This window comes from Mesorhizobium sp. B2-1-8 (assembly GCF_006442545.2).
Classification (GTDB): domain Bacteria; phylum Pseudomonadota; class Alphaproteobacteria; order Rhizobiales; family Rhizobiaceae; genus Mesorhizobium.
In genome coordinates this window covers 5,155,568-5,173,391 of record NZ_CP083952.1, presented here as the reverse complement: position 1 = coordinate 5,173,391, position 17,824 = coordinate 5,155,568, and the positions used below count along the sequence as shown (strand labels likewise).

Annotated in this window: 16 protein-coding genes and 2 pseudogenes; 8 read left to right on the top strand and 10 right to left on the bottom strand. The window is 59.5% G+C overall.

From position 1 onward, the window contains the following. Positions 1-64: 64 nt before the first annotated feature. The 3 genes from FJ970_RS25565 to FJ970_RS25555 all read left to right on the top strand — a co-directional run bounded on the left by FJ970_RS25565 (position 65) and on the right by FJ970_RS25555 (position 3,196). On the top strand, positions 65-1,216 hold the full coding sequence (locus FJ970_RS25565; protein WP_140762596.1) for an alpha/beta hydrolase family esterase: 1,152 nt from the start codon (positions 65-67) through the stop codon (positions 1,214-1,216). A gap of 1,092 nt (positions 1,217-2,308) precedes the next feature. After that, a complete protein-coding gene (locus FJ970_RS25560; protein ID WP_224598356.1) occupies positions 2,309-2,710 on the top strand; it encodes a YidB family protein in 402 nt (133 codons plus the stop codon). Between the two features lie 9 nt (positions 2,711-2,719). Then, positions 2,720-3,196 carry a hypothetical protein gene (locus FJ970_RS25555; RefSeq protein ID WP_140762599.1) on the top strand — a complete coding sequence of 159 codons (477 nt, stop codon included), beginning with the start codon at positions 2,720-2,722 and terminating at the stop codon, positions 3,194-3,196. 555 nt (positions 3,197-3,751) lie between these two features. Here the strand turns inward: FJ970_RS25555 and FJ970_RS25550 are convergent. Next, entirely contained in the window at positions 3,752-4,240 is a 489-nt protein-coding gene (locus FJ970_RS25550) for a hypothetical protein (protein ID WP_321575696.1), read from the bottom strand. 442 nt (positions 4,241-4,682) lie between these two features. On the opposite strand from FJ970_RS25550, the gene FJ970_RS25545 reads away from it, so the two are divergent. Next, entirely contained in the window at positions 4,683-4,946 is a 264-nt protein-coding gene (locus FJ970_RS25545; RefSeq protein ID WP_181178743.1) for a hypothetical protein, read from the top strand. A 325-nt stretch (positions 4,947-5,271) separates the two neighbouring features. Here the strand turns inward: FJ970_RS25545 and FJ970_RS25540 are convergent, their stop codons facing one another. Then, positions 5,272-5,490: a hypothetical protein gene (locus FJ970_RS25540; RefSeq protein ID WP_140762605.1), complete on the bottom strand. Its 219-nt coding sequence runs from the start codon at positions 5,488-5,490 to the stop codon at positions 5,272-5,274. A gap of 724 nt (positions 5,491-6,214) precedes the next feature. Beyond that, positions 6,215-6,832, bottom strand: coding sequence for a CGNR zinc finger domain-containing protein (locus tag FJ970_RS25535; protein WP_210241199.1), 618 nt, complete (start codon positions 6,830-6,832; stop codon positions 6,215-6,217). A 107-nt stretch (positions 6,833-6,939) separates the two neighbouring features. On the opposite strand from FJ970_RS25535, the gene FJ970_RS25530 reads away from it, so the two are divergent. Further along, the gene (locus FJ970_RS25530) at positions 6,940-7,734 is read left to right on the top strand and encodes a DUF2066 domain-containing protein (RefSeq protein ID WP_181178744.1); all 795 of its coding nucleotides are present in this window, start codon (positions 6,940-6,942) and stop codon (positions 7,732-7,734) included. A 372-nt stretch (positions 7,735-8,106) separates the two neighbouring features. Here FJ970_RS25530 and FJ970_RS33950 read toward each other — a convergent pair whose 3' ends face one another. The 3 genes from FJ970_RS33950 to FJ970_RS25515 all read right to left on the bottom strand — a co-directional run bounded on the left by FJ970_RS33950 (position 8,107) and on the right by FJ970_RS25515 (position 12,199). Continuing rightward, complete coding sequence (locus tag FJ970_RS33950; protein ID WP_415752051.1) at positions 8,107-8,715, bottom strand: PHB depolymerase family esterase; 609 nt, start codon at positions 8,713-8,715, stop codon at positions 8,107-8,109. A 95-nt stretch (positions 8,716-8,810) separates the two neighbouring features. Then, complete coding sequence (locus FJ970_RS25520; protein WP_227791909.1) at positions 8,811-10,868, bottom strand: sensor histidine kinase; 2,058 nt, start codon at positions 10,866-10,868, stop codon at positions 8,811-8,813. A gap of 296 nt (positions 10,869-11,164) precedes the next feature. Further along, on the bottom strand, positions 11,165-12,199 hold the full coding sequence (locus FJ970_RS25515) for a PAS domain-containing protein (RefSeq protein ID WP_140762616.1): 1,035 nt from the start codon (positions 12,197-12,199) through the stop codon (positions 11,165-11,167). 342 nt (positions 12,200-12,541) lie between these two features. Here FJ970_RS25515 and FJ970_RS25510 point away from each other — a divergent pair, with 342 nt between their 5' ends. After that, positions 12,542-12,700: a CsbD family protein gene (locus FJ970_RS25510; protein WP_210243069.1), complete on the top strand. Its 159-nt coding sequence runs from the start codon at positions 12,542-12,544 to the stop codon at positions 12,698-12,700. A gap of 125 nt (positions 12,701-12,825) precedes the next feature. On the opposite strand, the gene FJ970_RS25505 is transcribed toward FJ970_RS25510, so the two are convergent. Next, a complete protein-coding gene (locus FJ970_RS25505; protein ID WP_140762619.1) occupies positions 12,826-13,143 on the bottom strand; it encodes a hypothetical protein in 318 nt (105 codons plus the stop codon). Positions 13,144-13,333: 190 nt separating this feature from the next. On the opposite strand from FJ970_RS25505, the gene FJ970_RS25500 reads away from it, so the two are divergent. Then, positions 13,334-13,561, top strand: a complete 228-nt coding sequence (locus FJ970_RS25500; RefSeq protein WP_181178745.1) for an EF-hand domain-containing protein — start codon at positions 13,334-13,336, stop codon at positions 13,559-13,561. 209 nt (positions 13,562-13,770) lie between these two features. Continuing rightward, complete coding sequence (locus FJ970_RS25495) at positions 13,771-13,980, top strand: hypothetical protein (RefSeq protein WP_181178746.1); 210 nt, start codon at positions 13,771-13,773, stop codon at positions 13,978-13,980. Between the two features lie 1,249 nt (positions 13,981-15,229). Here FJ970_RS25495 and FJ970_RS25490 read toward each other — a convergent pair. From FJ970_RS25490 to FJ970_RS25480, 3 genes and pseudogenes are all read right to left on the bottom strand, one after another. After that, on the bottom strand, positions 15,230-15,403 hold the full coding sequence (locus FJ970_RS25490; protein WP_318013033.1) for a hypothetical protein: 174 nt from the start codon (positions 15,401-15,403) through the stop codon (positions 15,230-15,232). Positions 15,404-16,831: 1,428 nt separating this feature from the next. Next, positions 16,832-17,005 (bottom strand): annotated as a pseudogene (locus tag FJ970_RS25485) (IS256 family transposase); the annotation flags it as partial. Between the two features lie 272 nt (positions 17,006-17,277). Next, positions 17,278-17,736 (bottom strand): annotated as a pseudogene (locus FJ970_RS25480) (AAA family ATPase); the annotation flags it as partial. Between the last annotated feature and the right edge of the window lie 88 nt (positions 17,737-17,824).

Genomic DNA, 17,824 nt, shown 5'->3' with positions numbered 1-17,824 from the left:
TCGCTGCAAAGACGTTACACGCTGTGCCGTCTAAACCCGGACGTCAAAAACAAGGGACGGCCTCATGCGGAAAGTGTCAGATACGATTGCGCGCCTCGCGGCGATTCGCGCCCGGCAACCTTCTCCTCTCCCGGATTTCCGTTCCGACCGCCTCTTGAACCTCACCGGTTTCGGGTCCAACCCGGGCGCGTTGAACGCCAGGATCTACCTTCCAAAGGGTCTGCCAAAAGGTGCGCCGCTCGTCGTCGTGCTGCACGGCTGCACCCAGAACGCGGCTGCCTACGACCACCATTCCGGCTGGTCCCGCCTCGCCGACGAAGCCGGCTTCGCGCTGCTCTTTCCCGAGCAGCAACGCGCCAACAATCCTAACCTTTGTTTCAACTGGTTTCTCCCTGCCGATGTCAGGCGCGGTTCGGGCGAGGTGCTTTCGATCCGCCAGATGATCGAGACGATGGTGGTCATCCAAGGTCTCGACCGAAAACGCATCTTCATCACGGGTCTCTCGGCCGGAGGGGCAATGGCGGCGGCCATGCTCGCGACCTATCCGGACGTGTTCGCCGGCGGCGCGATCATTGCGGGGCTTCCCTACGGCAGCGCGACGACCATTCCGGAGGCGTTCGATCGCATGCGCGGCCATGGCGGCCGGTCGGATAAGGATCTGCAAGGCGCTCTCCGCAGCGCATCCGATCATCGAGGACCTTGGCCAAGGATATCGATCTGGCACGGGACCGCCGACCGCACGGTTGCGCATTCCAACGCGGAAGCAGTCGCGGCGCAGTGGCAAGGCGTTCATGGCCTCGAAAAGACACCTACAAGATCAGAGGTGTCAGGGCGGCATGCAAGGCGTCTTTGGCTCGACCCCGCGGGAGAAGTGGCCCTTGAGATAAATAGTATTGCCGGCATGGGCCACGGAACCCCGCTGGCCAATGACGGTTTCAGCGCGCCAGGGCCATTCATGCTCGATAGCGGCATCTCTTCCACACGGGAGACCGCTCGGTTCTGGGGGATCGTGGCAACGGAAAAGAGCGTGTCCACGAGATCGCGGCAGAAAGTGGTCGACGGTGAGAGGCTGCTAACCCGTACACCGTTGCCAGATATGGAGCAGTCTCCGGACCCAAATGCCGTCAAGCAGTTCCCGCGTCATACGAGGCCGGCTGCACCGGGGGTGATGACGATCATCGAGGACGCCCTCCGGGCTGCGGGATTGATGCGTTAGGCGCACGGCAATCGCAGGCTTAAGCCTGGAACCGAATTCGGGTCGGCAGCAGCGCGTAGCCGGCCCAAGCCAGCCACGCGATTGATCAAATCAGAAAAATTGCCGCCACGCGCTTAGCGGCGCCAGGCGAACGATTGGCGCACGGGTCAGCGACATTGCCGCTCAGCTTCCGAGGCCCTTTCAAACTGGATTGACCGATTGGAACATTGCTGCAATCGCTGTCCGGTCGCGCTGACAAGGCGGAGATGCCAAGGCTCGTGAAGGCAAGTCGCTTTGTCGCCACAGCGCGGGCTCGGTCGCCACTGGTCGTTTCGCCTTTCGAATGTCCACGAGCCCACGAACGTCCGCCAAGAATCCGTACCATTTCGGACTAAGTCGGCTGCTCTGTCATTTCTTAATGACTCAATATGCCGGCGGAGTCATGCTCTGCAATCAAATACACATCTGAAGGAAAAGGAAGCCATGTTGTTTCCTGGTCAAGTGGTCATGCCCGACGAACTGGAGATGCTCGCCCGCGTGTGCCGGACCGCCTGCAAAGAGGAGGCTGTTCCGCTTAACAGCCGCCAGGCACAGACACTCGCTTCCCATGTCCTCAAGCTTTTCTTGAACGGCCTTACGGGCGAGGAAGAGCTGCTAAGCGCCGAGCGAAACCGCATGAAAAGGCAAGCTCACGTCGACGCCTTGAAGCAGCCGCCTGCGCGCCAGGGCTCGTGTCCAACAGCGAGTCGCAGCGCGTCTCCTAGCCATTTTTAGATCGGTCCTGGCCGATTGTGGCTCTTTCCAGCATTGCGTCGGGTTCGGTCTCGGCGATACGCCGCGACGCCGCTGACGTCCTCACCAACGTCACCCGCTGATTGGCGGTCTCGCGCAGCCCGGCTTCCCGGTGTTCAATGAGGTGATGGTCATGACCCACGGGTCGTCAGTTTCCAAGCCAGCCTAATATTTGCTTCGCCAATTGCGGAACTTTTGGCAGGCCGCGACCTTCTCCATAGTCGACACCAGAGGAGGAACGAGTGGCCAATTTTGGAAGACTTGCGATCGCTATGCTGGGGGTCCTAGCCTATCAAAACCGCGGCATCGCAGAGATGATCCGTGGAGCGGGAGAGCGCGATTCAAACAATCCCCACGGTGGGATTCTGGACCAGGTCACCAAGGGGCGTTTCCGCCACCGCGCTCGGCGATATTCTCGACCGCTTCAGAAATGCAGGTGCAGGCTCGAAGGCGGACTCTTGGGTTGGCGCTGGGCCGAACGAGCCGATCAAGCCACACGAGGTGGAAACGGCTATAGACGCGCAGATCCTGGAAGCGCTTTCCAGGCAGACCGGCCTTTCGCGCGAGGAGCTAATTGCAAGGATCACCAGGGATCTGCCGGATGCCATTGACCGGAAGACCCCAAACGGCAACCTGCCAACTGATCACCAAACCAACGTCTCGGTCGAGCCGATGCTGCTCGACGTGGTGCCACAGACCTGGCGCGGGGTGCCGGCGCGATAGGACCAACTCATGAGGCATGTTCCCCATATTGTGCTGAGTTTGGTTGTCGGGATTATGCCCACATCACCGCTCGGTGCTCAGGGATGGCAAGCCTTCGGAATCAGGCACTTCGGCTTTGTGTTCGATGTTCCACCTGGGTTTGTGCTGACTCAGCATTCCGATCAAGGGGCGGCCTTCGAGGGCAAAAACAAGGCGTTTCTTGCCGTCTGGGGAGCGCAACTCGGCAATCCAAGTTTTCGCACCGAGATTGAACATCGCATGGCAGTGAATGAGAAGGACGGCTGGAAGTTGACTTATAAGCGAGTGACGCCGCAGTGGGCCAGCTATTCAGGACTGAAAGACGGCCAGATCCTGTATGTTCGCGCCATCAAAGTCTGCGGCGACCGCGCTGCATTGTTTACGGTCAGTTATAGCCGCGACGAAAAAATCCCCTACGATCCGATTGTCATTCGCATGGTAAGATCGCTAAGGGCCGATGGTTGTTAACCATGGCAGCATACGACCCGGCTAGATCGCGCAGCTTGCAGCCCTGCTCGTAGGGCACCTCATCGACTTATAGTCGGCTCTGTCCGCACGGGAGCATCCGCCACGCGCTCGTGTGCTCGGGACGAGGAGACACACGCCGTAGTCTGTAGCGTCGCGGGAACTGCTTGCCAGAGACTATCGGCTTGCGACGGATGCCGCCCGAAGGCCGGAATCCAGATTTGCCGAGCTGGAACCTTTTTCGATTACATCTCTGAAACCGGACAGGGACATGCCATGTTTAAGGCGTCTGGCCGGACATCCGCTAACCCTAGATCGCCGGACGGGCGATTGGAACGCGCGGCGGGATCGTGGAGGGAAGGCGCCCACGTCCGGCCCGGTCGCTGACGGCCATCTTAAAGCTGCCGTCAAGCCGCGTGTCCTGGCGAGATCGCGACAATAGAGGACCTGCCGACATTGACCATCGGCTTGGTGCGCACCGGAGGCCCAGGCACCGGCGCGCATAGAGCGGCATTGGCGCGAACAGAACCTGAGCTAGACTAGTGCCATTGCCTTGGTCTAGAGCCGCCCCATCCGGTCCACATGCAAAAGAGCAGGTAGCAATAAGTGCGCGCATCGACGCCAATGTCGGCAGTTGAGGTCAAGCGATAGGAGACGCTGGCTGTTCAATCGGTCCGCCTTGCCGATCGCCTCGGGAGAGTCGGCGTGGAAGTACTCCGAGGATTCGCTCTGAATAAAGATCGCGTCCGGCCGCGCCTGCAGGATCGCTCGCATAGCCACCACATTGGCCTTCACGATGTGCTTGAGGGCGGTGACGAAGGCAGTGTCGGTGCTCAGTTGCTCGTTCCACCATCCCCAGCGGGCGGAAAAGGTGGCGCAGATGAACATCTCATTGACCGGCGCATAGAGCTGGATCCACGGAAAGCGGGTTGCGCAGTCGTGAGCGTAGCGTTCGAATAGCCGCGGAAAGTCCGGGTTCTGAAATTGCCGACCCAGTGGGCGCGCCAGACGCAGGTCAACGTCCCGCCCACTCCGCAGTTCCGGCATTGACAATGCCTGCCGCCCGCTAGCAACGCGAAGCATCGCTGCTTGTTCTGGGGTTGTCATAGTTAATTGCGAATTGATAATGCCTCGATGGGCTGTTGCTGAGGTAAGCTTAGGCTGATCCGCCGGGAAGGGCGCTTCGAGGCGCGAACGTGTGGAGGAAGTTCGTTGTTGGGCATTCCATAGAGAAGTGGACGATTTGATGCGGAACCTTACGCCAGCTTTGGCAGCATTTGCCCTGGTTGCATGCCAATCCGCCCAAGAAGTGCACCAACCCGCCGCTGCGGGGCATGCCGCGCCCGCCTTCATTGCTCCCCAACCCGCCTTGAGTGCTGCCGCGGTGCCAGCCGGCTCGGCAGCAGGGGATCAGTCGCTCACGATAGTCCCTCCTGGGAAGGACGTCCCTCCAAGGTACGCTGCATTTACGGGCACTTGGATTGGGCAATTGCAGGGAACATCCGAAGGCAGGCTCGATGTTCAATCCGTTTCGGCCAACGGGAAGGTCACGGTCAACTACGCATGGGGAATTCTGGGCGACAACAATCCGGGAGAGGCCGCGGGCACGGGAAAAATCCTCGGGACCACGTTGAAGCTCGGGCGCCTTCCGAACGGCTCGGACGTCAGCTTCCTGATGCTGCCCGATGGGACCTTGGCAGCAACTTACACTCTCGCGGGCCAGAGCTACCAGGGCGTGTTTGCCAGGCAATGATCGACAGGCATTCGGCCGCCGCCCGATGAAGCAATGTGGAAGCATCTTGATGGTCACGACCACGATCGAGGGTGGCTGGCTGGCCGTCCTCCGGTTCGTCGGACAGCGAACGGCGGCGGGCTCGACATGAAAGCTGTTCGCAAACCGAACCGGCGCCTCGACGGGGGATCGACAGCGGCTCCTCTGAGTTTGCACTCCCTCAACAGTTTCACCAAGCGCCTGCCGGATGGAGCCAGCGGGCAGCTCACAAGAAGGGAAAGACGTTTGCCAGGGAGGCTCCCGAACTTCGGACTCGGGTCGATACGGCGCGTCCCTGCCTGGTGCTTCAGTCTGGGGGAGGCGAAGTGTTCGCGCGTGCGTTGGCCCCTTGGTTCTGCTCGGGGGCAACCTTAAGCGGCGTTGCTTGCCGCGAAGAGTTTGACAACGGCGCGAACATAAAAAAGGCGAGCAGGCCCAGAAAAATGAGGGCGGCCAGAGCCACCGCCCAACTGGAGATCCGAGCTGTACCACGCCGTTCCTGCCTGCGTGAGAGATCTTCGGTCATTGGATTTCCTTCCGGGATCCAATCAAACATCGGATCCCAATCGGCTCCCGAACTTCATGTACGGGCCAATGTTCCTCCCGTCGGAGGGTTAGCTATATGTCCACAGGGGAGGCGCGCTTGCTATCAGCAGGTAGACAACACCAGGTCGGTCGAGCTTCAGATCAAGTCCGGTCTTTCAACCGGCCAACAATCTACGTCACGCGTGTCGTCTGGGCCGCCGGAACTAACCGTGCCTCCGGAGATTGGCGCAGAGAAACTACGACCCGGGAGGGGCCACTGATCGGAGACTTATACCGGAACTGTGAAGCACAGCGCGTTATACCGCGACGCCAGGCTTGCAATGCTTACCCACCAGGTTCTGCAGCAGATGGAGCTTACAAGAGCTGCGGTCAGGTGGTGTCGAGCACGCATTGGCGGAATTCGCCCAGGCCCCCCACCAGCCCGCTTACAACGCTGCTGGTCTGCCACTCGCAGCTTTCCTTCATCTGGAACCCAATCAAACCTTAGGTATGTGAAACGCGCATGACTGGACAAGCCCATATAGCGGCGCGTCAGCTCAATGTCAGAGTTGGGAGGCGGTGGCCGAGGAAGGCGAGGCGCAAGCTATCAGCGAGGCCCAGAGGTCGGCTGGGCGACAAGCGCCGTCGGTCGCAGGTCTAGTCAGCTTTAAATCGGCGGAGAAGGAGGCTGGCGACGGCAGCACTGTGCTTGGGGCCTGCCGCGCTTACACTCCTTTGTCACCCATTCGGGTCCGGAACATTTTCCGATGTGCCTGGCGATAGCGCGCCGCCTTGGCGCGGTTGCCGCAACTGTTCATCGAGCACCAGCGTCTCGGTTTTGAGCGGCTATCGTTGACGAAGAAGCCGCCGCATTTGTCAGCCTCACATTGCCGGATATCGTTTCCTGACGGGAACAGGACTAGCATGACGGCGGCTGCGGCCGACCGGCGCAGGGGCAGGTAAATCGCTTGGTGTGTCGACGCGGATGTGAGGTTCAGGATTTCGCCAAGGCCTGCCGATCCGCCCGCTTGCGCTATCGCTTTATGAATGCCGCGCAAGGCGGTGCGTTTCGAGACGAGACCACCGTCAAGGTTTTGCACCGTCGCATCGAGCCACGATTTGAGTGCTGCGCGTAACTTTAGCACCTCGAGATGCACATCGCGGGCGACGCCTTGGTGATTTAGGGAGAGACGCTTGAGGACCCGCCCTTCATTTTCCGACAGCAACAGGGCCGGAATGCAAAAGTCCAGCAGGTCTTGGTAGGTTGGAATGAAATCGATCTCGGCCCCATCTCGCCAGTGCAATGTGTTGGCAATGTCAAGTGCGGGCGCGCCACCCAGCATGCGCATGTGTCCATGCGGGGAGAGGTAGGTCCGGACAGATTCGGTTGATTCCATCACCACCAGTATGTAACCTCATAAACAGTTACTCAAGAGGGCAGGGCGGGTCAATGAAGAAGGCACTGTTGACGTTCCTGTCCTGGTTTGCGTTTGCGGTCGCGGCGCATGCAGACGACGATGTACTTTATCGCTCAAAGGTGATTGTCACCGGAGATCGCGAGGAAACGCGCGTCCCCGCCATCCCGCAGGGTTTCGAACTGGCAGCGCAAAAGCTGACCGGAAATCCCGACATCGGGCAAAATCCTGCCTTCTCTTCACTGGCGACCGGGGCACCTGGCATGGTTTGGTCCTACACCTACCATGACCGTATGTTCGGCACTCCAATTCACGATGAGCAGGGCACACGTGATCGTCCTTTCGATCTCACGTTCCAGTTTGACCGGAAGCGGATGGACCATGCAATGGGGGTGTTGGGAGAGAGGCCGTGGCTAGGCGCGCGCCCAAAGCTGGCGCTCGTCGTCGAAGTGACCGACATGGCGCGCAGCTATGTGCTGGCCGCCGACGGCGCCCACGGATCGGAGCTGCGCGCAAGCTTTGAAGATGCTTCGGCGCGCTTTGCGATACCGATCATATTCGCGAAAGAGGCCGATCTGTCGGCGATCGCGCAGGAACAGCTTGATGCTATGTCTCATGAGAGCCTGGCCAGACTGAAATCCAGATTGGGCGCTGACGCGATCTTGGTCGGGCACCTCGATTGGGAAACCAACGAGCCGGGCTGGCATGCGGTTTGGCGCATGCCGCTTAGTACAGAAGACACCAGGTGGGAGGTTGCCGGCGTAAATTTCGATGCTGCCTTCCGCAACGCGATCGGAGGTGCAGCCAAGCGCATGCGGCCGAGCAATTAGTGCGGGGTCCATGACATTGCGCGGGAGATTGCATCGTCGCTCACCTAACTCGAGCGACGCGGCAATTGTCGTCCATTCTTATACAGATGAACCCCTGGGCCACGGAGAGAGCGAGCCAACCAGAGCCGGCCGATTTTTGGGCGTGAGGTTGCGGCCCAGGATTGAGGTCGAAACCGGTGCCGATCTCAACAAGGCTGAAGCCATCCATTCGCCACCGGACTTCCTACGGCCCGCCAGTTCGAACGGCGGGTGCGCGACCGCCAAAGACGAATGTCGCCCCAATCTGGTCGGCGACTGTTGCCGGCTAGTCCCCAAAACCGGGAGATAAGCGAAGTGGACGATATGCCGGTGTCGATCATAAAAGGTCCGCCGTCACTCAAGCCGTCTGCCGAGTCCACAGCTGTTCCGTGCGCCATGCCTGAGATGAGGTAGGATTCGACGACTCCTCATTCGCAGCAGTCTTCCAAACGTCGCGGCGATAGGCCTGGCGCTCCTCGGTGTCGGCTTGAGCTTCACTTTGTCCATGAAGTGCAAGCCACTGCCCGACGAGTTGATTGGAATTGACGGGGCTGACCGTCGTGTCGGCGCTTCCATGCCAGACAAAGAGCTTCGGCCATGGTCCGGAGTAACCGGTTGCTTGCTTGACTGCCGAAGCCAAATTGCTTCGCCGTTGGGCCGCCATGACATACGGTCGAATGCCTGCGGCAGGGTAGTGGCGCTGCCATAGGGTAGACCAGCTAGGATGGCCCCGCCCGCAAAGACTTCCGGGTAAGTGGCCAGCATCGCGGCGGGCATTGCCCCGCCGGCGGAAAGTCCGGTAACGAAGATCCTGGTGCGGTCCGAATCCTGAGCGACCATCACTGCCTCTATCATTTGACGAATCGAAAGTGCCTCACCCGAGCCTCGTCGGGTGTCATCTGGAATGAACCAGTTGAAACAAAGATTGGCATTGTCACTGCGCTGCTGTTCTGGAAAGAGCACCGCAAAGCCCCTGCGATCTGCCAACCTCGACCAGCCGGCGCCGCGGTCATAGGTCCGCGCTCACTCCGGACACAGACCCGGGTTTGCCCGCGCGCTCAATGCCTTAAATTGCTATCGCCCGCCGCAAAATTCACTCGCATGGTGCAGACCAGTCCCGATTTCTGGAACTTCAGAGTGACGCGTCCTGACGTGCCGGACGCAAACACGCGCTCGAGGAGCTGCGTGCCGAAGCCCTTTCGCTCGATCGGTTCAACAGGTGGACCTCCCCGTTCGCGCCATTCCAGGTTGAGCCAGCGATGCTGTTTTTGACCGAGAAGCTTCCATCGAATCGACACCGTGCCTGTTTCGTTTGACAGTGCTCCATACTTCAGCGCATTCGTCGTAAGCTCATGAAAAGCCAGAGCGGCCGAAAGAGCGACGTTCGGTGGTAGCCAGACCGACTCGCCGCTAATCTTAAAGCGGTCGATAGGTGCGTGTGAGCTGACTGATGTGGCAATCAGATCCTTGACGTCGGCGCCACTCCAGTTCTGCTGGGTCAACAGGTCGTTTGCCTTGGCCAGCGAGACGAGACGGCTGGAGAGCGTGCGCCCTGCCTCGGGCAAACTTGTGGCGTTGCGCAGTGTCTGGGAGGCAATGGACCGAACCACAGCAAGGATATTCTTCACGCGATGGTTCAGCTCATTGGTCAACAATTTGAGCTGCTCCTCACCGCGTTTGCGGTCCGTGATGTCGAGACTGATTTGTACGGCGCCTATAATGCCGCCGGCCGGATTGCGAATTGGACGTGCGCTGGAAAGTAGAAAGCGCTCGACACCTGAAGGCAGCGTGTAGGCGAACTCTTCATGATCGGTCAGCTGTCCGCGCATGGCGCGGCTAAGAGGGCGGTCTTGGCGGCTCACTACGTGGCCGTCCTTGACGGCCACGGTGTCGATGACCAGATCGGGCCTGCCGAAGGACTTGTGCGCATCCGTTGGCAGGCCCATGAGTTCGGCGGCGAAGCGATTGCGGATCACCTGAAGGGCTTTCGGATCGTATGTAAACCAGACCGCCGCCGGCGCTGTCTCCAACACCGCTTCCAGCTCGTACCGCCGTTCGGCGATCGCACGCTCTGCGTCCACCATCGCCTGGGCAATGGCGGCGAACTCCGTAACCGAAGTCGACAGGGGTTCGACGCTGCGGCCATGACCGAGCGCCTCGGCGCGTGTCGCCAGTTCTGCGGCGGCCTGGGTAAATCTCTTGCCGACGACATATCCGAGAGCAACGGAAACAAGGAGCGACAGGAGACCTATCCCGCAAATGGCGGCAAGCGAGCGCCAGAGCGGCGCCTGCGCAGTTGAAAGAGGCACGTTTGCGGTGTAGAACCAGTCAGAGTACGGGGATCTATAGTAGCCTGCCAGCAGCGTCACCCCTTCGAAGTTGCGGGACGTAAACGAGCCGGAGCGCCCAACTATCTTTTCCACGTATCCCGGCAATCCGCGCTTTCCGGTCCATTCGTCGTGCAACTTGGAACGTGCCACGTAATTTCCGTCGCGATCCCCGACGCCCACGATCCATCCTTCCGGTACGGCCGGCATCAAAACATCGCGGATCCGGGCAGTCGGTACAGAAAGCGAAAGAAGCAGGTCCTCCCCCTTCGGGGCGGGCACCCGAATGGCGACAGCAACCCGGTATTCGCCTGACCGTTTGGCGAAGACATCGCTGAGGAAAACACCGGAACGGTTGAGTTTCTCGCGGTCAGCTACAGCTATCGGTTCGACGGACGGCAAAGCGGCGCCGTAGCCGATTTCGGTGTTCACCAGCTGATTGCGGCCAAGGTCGCGCAGGACAATGATCCGGTCCGTCCCTTGGACAAGATCAAGTGCCTCGTGGTGGAAGGCTTGTAGATCACCATTGGCGAGCGCGGCGGACTTGGAAAGGCCGTCGAGGATGGTTTGGAGATTTGCGAGCTCGCCTTCTACAACGAGCGACACCTGTCGAGCCGTTTGCACGGCATCCTGTTCGAAACGATATCGTTCATGCAGGGCATATTGGCCCAGCAAATAGCCGGCAAACAGCCATACCGGGATAACCGCGGCGGCGATCAAACCAAGCAGGTGCGATCGAACTGATCGACGAGGCAAGTCCATATCCCGTGCCGCCTCAGGAATGCTCAACCATAGTCAGCGGGCCAGGAACAGCAAGCGTTAGTTCAAGTGAATATAGTGCCGTTGTACCTTGTTCACCTCGTCGGCGAAGCGGGCGCTGCCGGCTCGCTTGCCCTCTTGCGCGGGCCTTCAGGGCCAGCCCGGAATAGCTCGGCCTGTGCTCTCCATTTCGGCAAGCCCGGATTGCGGTAGTCGGGTTGTCGCTGCCGAACCAGTCATCCTGCAGGCCGGAAGGAAGGGCGGTGCCGTTGATCAGGCTCTGACACATTGCCCGGTGTAGGACGCCTTGCGCTATGCGGGTTTCTTCATCGCGAGACCGTGACGTTGGGCACTTCAGCTACGATCCTTACCCCTTGATCGGACCACTCGCGGCGTAGCGAACCCTGAAGCTGTCGCCGGATTGTAGCTTCGGTCATCAGCGTCCCAAATCCCTTGCGCCGAGCCGTCAGTGGGGGTGGTCCCCCGGTCTCCTCCCAAACGAGAACGAAGCCATGATTTTGCGGGCTGAGCTGCCAACTGATTTGTACCTGACCCGTCTCTTTCGAGAGCGAGCCGTGGGAAGCCGCATTGACTGCTAGTTCGTGAATGAACAGCGCCAATGGCTGAACGGAATGTGCTGCCAGCAGGACTTCGGGTCCGGCCAGCAGAGCCCGAGCCGCTCCATATGGCTCAATCTGAGATGAGATTGTTTCCCGCAATGGAATCTCGTGCCAGGCCCGCTTTGACAGTAAGCCATGTGCCCGAGCCAGGGCCTGTATGCGCCTCTGAACAGATGCGGCATATAGCGCGGCATCGTCAGAGATCGTCAATCGTACGATGCTGTCGACAAGCGCAAGTACATTGTTGGCCCGATGGTCCACCTCCAGAAGCAGCCTATGCTCTGACGCTTCCAGGCTCTCGATCCTGCGATAATCCGTGCGATCAATCTGCGAGGCGAAATGGTAAACCAGACGGCCATCGTCGTCGTGGATTGGACTGAGGTGCAGTTGGTTCCAGAACGCCGATCCATCCTTTCGGTAATTTAGCAACTCGACGTTGACCGCACGATCCTCCCGCAATCCTGCTCGGATCTCGGCGATTGCCGCAGGGGCGGTCGCGGCGCCTTGAAGAAACCGGCAGTTGCGTCCGAGGACTTCATTTGCCTTGTAGCCCGTGAGGTTCAGAAAAGATTGGTTCGCTAGCACGATCGGAAAATCTTTCTGCGTGGCGTCAGTCACCACGATTGGCATTCGCGTTCGTTGGAAGGCTATGGCAGCCAATTCCTTGAGATCAGGCATAGCGCGATCGGTGACGGCGGCCGGGGCATCACCATGGAGACCGGATGTGCCTTCGTTGTCCATCGATGTTTTTCCTGAGCTGAGATGAGCCGAGGAACAACGTCGATGAGACTAAAACGTTTCCCTTCGAGATATTCAGTATACGTCCCTCCATTGGAAGCTTCGGTAGCTGATCTAAGGCAAAGGGTTCCAATCAACTGCGTGAGAATGGGTTCATCACGTGCGCCTGTAATAGGGGCAGGCGTGCACTGATATTACTGAAGTTAACGCGCGGTTATGTGGCATGGCACGGCGCGAGCGCGTGGCTCTTCCAATCCTGCTCCTCTGAAACATTTCAGGTAGCGCACACGTTGGTTCCGATCAAAGAAGAGAAGACCATGCACAAGGACGAAATCAAGGGCTCAGATAAGAAAGAAGCCGCGCGACGAGATAAAGGATAAGGTCGGAAAGGCCACGGGCGACGACAAACTTCGCGCTGACGGAACTGCCGACAAGGCTGAAGGGACCCTGCAAAAAGGGGTTGGCAAGGCAAAGGACGCGGTTCGGGACGCCTTGAAGGATTGAACGGCTGACGAAGCGGTTGGATAGCGGTTCGCCCGCTGGGATGCCGTCCTTGCGGATCCGAACTTAGCATTCTTCCCATACCAATGGAGGGCTTCGTCTCCCTCCAACCTTCGCTGATGTTGGATTCAGTCATTGCCAAATACCTCGACGGACGTCGACGTGGTTCCGTCAGGGAGGCACCCAACCAGCAATAACAATTCGAATGCATCGAGCAACCAGTTCTGAGCAGGCATGGCGCCTTCTCCGAAGCGGTCTTTTGCACGTAGCGAGGAACCATAGATGGAACAGCAGGTTTGGCTGAGATGCCGGCAGCGGGTCCGACCATCGTTAAAGGAGAGCAAGATGAAGAGAGCAATGAAAGCGACGGCAATCGCCGGGCTCCTGGCCATATGAGCATTGCCAGCAATGGCCCAGTCCAGCGGTACGCCGGTGCCCGCAGTCAAGGCACAGGATCATGGCCCCGAACGGCCGTCCGACAGCACAGGACAGCCCCAGGATTCTATGAGGGCAATGATGCGCCAGATGATGGACGAGATGATGCAGGAAAGGTCGGACGCAGATGGGTCCTCAGCCGAACGTGACGGCGGCTAGCGCGGGGGCCGGGACAGAATGGGCCCGCGTGAACGAGACCGCATGCTCGAAGATCGCACCCGCATGGGACCAAGAATGATGCATGGCGCAGCGGTGCGAATGATGTTTGCCATCGTGGACGCCAACGGCGATGGATCGGTCTCACAGAGCGAAATCGAGGACTTTGTAGACCGCATTTTCAGTGCAATAGACGAAAACGGTGACGGCCGCGTCGACATGGAGGAAATCCAAACCTTCTTCCATGGCCCCGGCAATCGGGAGGCGGATTAATCTTGGCCGGTTACCAGCGGTCGGCCAAGCCTAAACAGCCCCGACGAGCTCACGCCGGAACAAGCAGGTGAACAGGGCGTCGGCCATCGAGGCCTGTGTATGGCGGTGCGTAAGCGCAAACGAAAATCGCCCGCCCTACTCGGCTCTTTCAACCGTGATGGAATCAAAAGCGTTGCTCATCAAGAACACCTCCCTGAACCCAGAGCAATATGATCTATCGCCAAGATCTGACAGCCTTCAAGGGCATGTCCGATTCCGAACAATCAGCCGGTGGTGATGTCGAAGTGACGTTGCTCCTCCTCGCCATAGGCACCATTCGTGATTGCGATCATTCCGGCGCGGTCACCAATCGTGATCTCGCCGCGCTTGGCATGAACCAGCCCCCGATATTCGAGCATTTGGAGAGCGGTGGTCGATGATGCCGACTTCGCTTTGCCGCCCTCCGGGCATAGCGGCGACCACGGATGCGATTCCCGTCTCAGGAAAATGTATCAGCTCGATTGGCTGAGATACGATCTCCAGCTGGCGTGATGGGCGACGCGACGCATCCATAGCCGTAGAAGGGCGAAATCTTCATGAGTCAGAGTTTTCAATACACAGTTGCGAACGGTGGATTGAGGCATGACTCTTCTCCCCCACGGGCAAGAGCACGTACCTCTCACTGTCGACCGCATCCAAAGATCTGGCGTCCGAGCCCAACACTGACGCATTTGCGCTAAACTGAACTGCCTCCCCTAAACGGCAAAGTTCAACGGCAACTTCTTTCTTATTCGCCGCGTCGAATATACCGAGGACCTGCACTTCGTAATCCCGTGAAGCCAATACAGCAGCCATGGCCTCGTCACTCATCATCCCCACGACTGGACACGCAATTGCTGCTGAAGACCCCCAACGGGAGCCCCTGCGTTGACGCTCGATTCACACCGGCAACGGTTTTTTCTTTCGTCCTCGTTAGCTCTGGCAGCGAGCAAAATAGCGGCAGCCTTTGTGAGGCCAATGAGGCACTCACCTGCAAACTCGGCCGGCTCGTCGATCGCGGTGTCGAATACCGCCCACGTGTCGCATGGTTCCTGAATGGGCAAGAATCTCACATTAGGCTCCGCTAAGTTTTACCCTGAACATTAGCGGAGGTAAATTGTTCCGGCGGAGCGCACCCTAGCGCCGTACGATCACCGCTCTTGAAGAGCATCCGTCGATTATCCAATGCAGCACCGGATGAGGAAGCCCGGGCCGGGAAACGCCGGGGCGGGCTATCAGCCTGGTGGCAGGATCATGCCGCTTCGGCCATGCATGAGGTCGCGGGAACGCCGAGCACTGCCAGCGCGATCTCAGTTCGGCGTCATTGACATGCGCGGTCACCAAGACGATCCCTTCGACCGGATCCAAATCCACGGGCCTCACCGCGGCAGCTGCCATCGATCCGATCAGCCCGCCAGCAAGCTGGCGTAAGCGAGCCCCGCCAGGGCTGTCGGCGAGAGCCCTGCGCCATGAGGGTTGATCACAAAGGCCAGAAGCGCGCTTCCGCTGAACATCGCGGTAAGAATGGCGGCTGGAGCGATCCCCAAGCCGGCCAACTCGTCGCGATAGGGTCCGATAGCGGCGATCCGAACGCGGGCAATTCCCGCTCCCACAAGGTCGCCTGCGGCTTTGGCTGCTTCGGCACGGGAGTCAAAAAGTCTGCTGAGTGTCGGCCTGGTCGGCCACGTTGTCCGGCGCCAGGTCGTTGACGAAGGAGGCCGCGATAAGATAGTCGCCATCGATACGACCTAGTCCGTCCTCCATGATCGCGACGACCTTCTGGAAGGTCATCAATTCGCCTTCAGTGATCTCGGCCGCCTGCATTCTGGCTCGAAGGCTGGCGACGCGCATACCCAAGGCACGGGATGTGACAGTTCGATCTAGCATTGTTCGATAATCCGTTGGATTGGCAGGCCAGTGTGGGGGGCGGAAGTTGTGATCTGGACGCCCGCGATTTGATCGAGATCACTCTGCTGGAATCTGGGCTAAGCGCTGAGCCTCTTCGAGTGCTGGCAGCTGCTCATGCTTGGCGAAGAGTCTGAGTTTGTCGGGATAGGTGATCCGAAACTGGCGTTGGCACCCCTCGCATCGATGCGAGGAAACGACCTGAAACCAACTGCCTGCCCTCTTCAAAGCGAAACCGCAATGGGGACAGTCGAGGGTCATTTTGCACATCAGCAATCGTCGGGAGAGTGCCATCTTCCACCAGCATCACACGTGACGAAATTACGGGCCGCGACCCAACTCCACGCAAAATCGAAGGTTCCGGATGCTGGGCTTCGGTCGGAAGCAACCGGGACCAAAGTCCGATTAACGAAGCGAAAGGCTAAAGCCTGAGGCCGTTCCAACACACCCAACGATCTAATCGGAAAGGCTACCATCGCTCAACGCTAACGAAACAGCGCCGTCTACTCTACGCCTTTGGCGACGGCCTCTGGCAAGCAGTTCTCTTGATGCCCTCCTACGTGAGCACCGCCACCGCGCGTGAAGGGAGGCTGCTCCCTTCCGGACGTGTTGCCTATGCAGGTCCGGCAGGTCTCAAGCAGAACTCCAATCACGGTCTCGTCTGGCCCGGTGCCGGAGAAAATTCTCACGAGATCACGAGCTTGTTGCTCCCATTCGGACTTGGGGATGCCGCCCTCGGCAACTATCGCTTTGAGTGTGTTTTTTATCACATCAAAATCAAGGGCGGAGATCACGGGGCGATTGTGCCTCATTGGTTTCTCTCTCTGGTCCGACGTCTAACCAAAGAGTCGAGTCGGAGCCACCAACGTCACCTTCGCATGCGTCGTCCGTCCGGCGCATTAACCTGCGTTAACGGCAACGGGTACTCCGTCACTGCTCGCGACTAGGAGCAGCTAGTCCGAAACTTAGCTACAGTTGAACCTGCCCGAAGAGTGAGGCGACCGACGCCGGTCGGGGGGGCGGGGCAGACGCCGGTCGCCTTCAAGATTGGGGACCATGGATTCAGCAAACTGCGTTGCGATTGGTCCTTGGAGAAAAAGAGGCGATTCTCACAGGAATAGCAATTGGCTTGAAGTGCATCTGTTCGGTCTCAGAGTTTGAAGTGCGGTTCAGCAGCAGGGCTTCGCGCAAACGTTCAGATCGCCCATGCCGAGCAGTTCAACCAGATCACGGGCTGTGCACACCGGAGGTGCCCGCCTCGTTCGGAGTCTGATCGGTAGCTTTGCTGGCGCTGGTCGATCGCCACGAGCCCGCGACTGTGTGACGGCCTACGGATCGTGTCCCTTAGCCGTTGCGCTGGGCGAGCCGCAGCGGGTTCTTCTCGCCATAGCCGGCGCCGGTGGCCGCGCCCACCTCCATTTCCATCAGCCGCTCGGCGGCAAAGCCGATCATCTCGCGCAGCAGATCGGCATCCGGGGTCTTCTCCACGAGCGTGCGCAGGTTCATCATGTCGTCGGTCATCGGTGGTCCTTCCGAAATGGGGTGGCGTCAACAACCAAACCCTACCGGAAAACGCCGATGACCACCGACACCCCGCTCACTCGCTACAGCGCTACTAACGGCGCGCTCGCGAGCGGCTTCGTAACCGCCAGCTACACCACTCGATGGGACACGACCCCTACGTCTGTCCAATCTGTGGTCAAGTTGGTCGATATGATATCCGGCAGCTCAATCGGGAGCCGGGTCATGAGCCGCTGGAAATGGAAGGCGGTTTCTCCGCGTGATCCAGCCATGCGAACCTCGTCATTGGTGTGGGTGAGAATGATGCGGCTGCGGTTAGGCGATGCCTGCCGGTCGCGGTCCCAGCGGTCGATCAGATCGTTGCGTGCGTGTTCCCGCGTCTGGGCGGCATGGACCATGCCATGAGTGTCAAAGGCCCGAATCGCAGCTCCGGTCCTGCCGATCGCCAAATCGCGCGTGGCGTCGCGCTGCCAGTCTTCCCGTTGGCGGCGGACCTCGCCGATCTCGACGCCGCCATGACGTTCGTGGACCGACCGGAACGCCGCACCCGCCTCAATGGCTTGCAACTGCTGCGGATCGCCGACCAGCACCACTTTTGCGCCTGCCTCGGCGGCATGGGACAGCACGCGCTCCAACTGGCGCGTGCCGACCATGCCCGCCTCGTCGATCACCAGAACATCGCGCGAGGTAAGCATGTCGCTGCCCTGTTGCCGGCCATGCCGGCTGCTGGAACATATGACAGACAAAAGGGTTGGGAAGCCGGCCGCCTAGAACCCTGCGGCCGTCCCATCTGAACTGCCCGCTGGCTGAAAATCATAC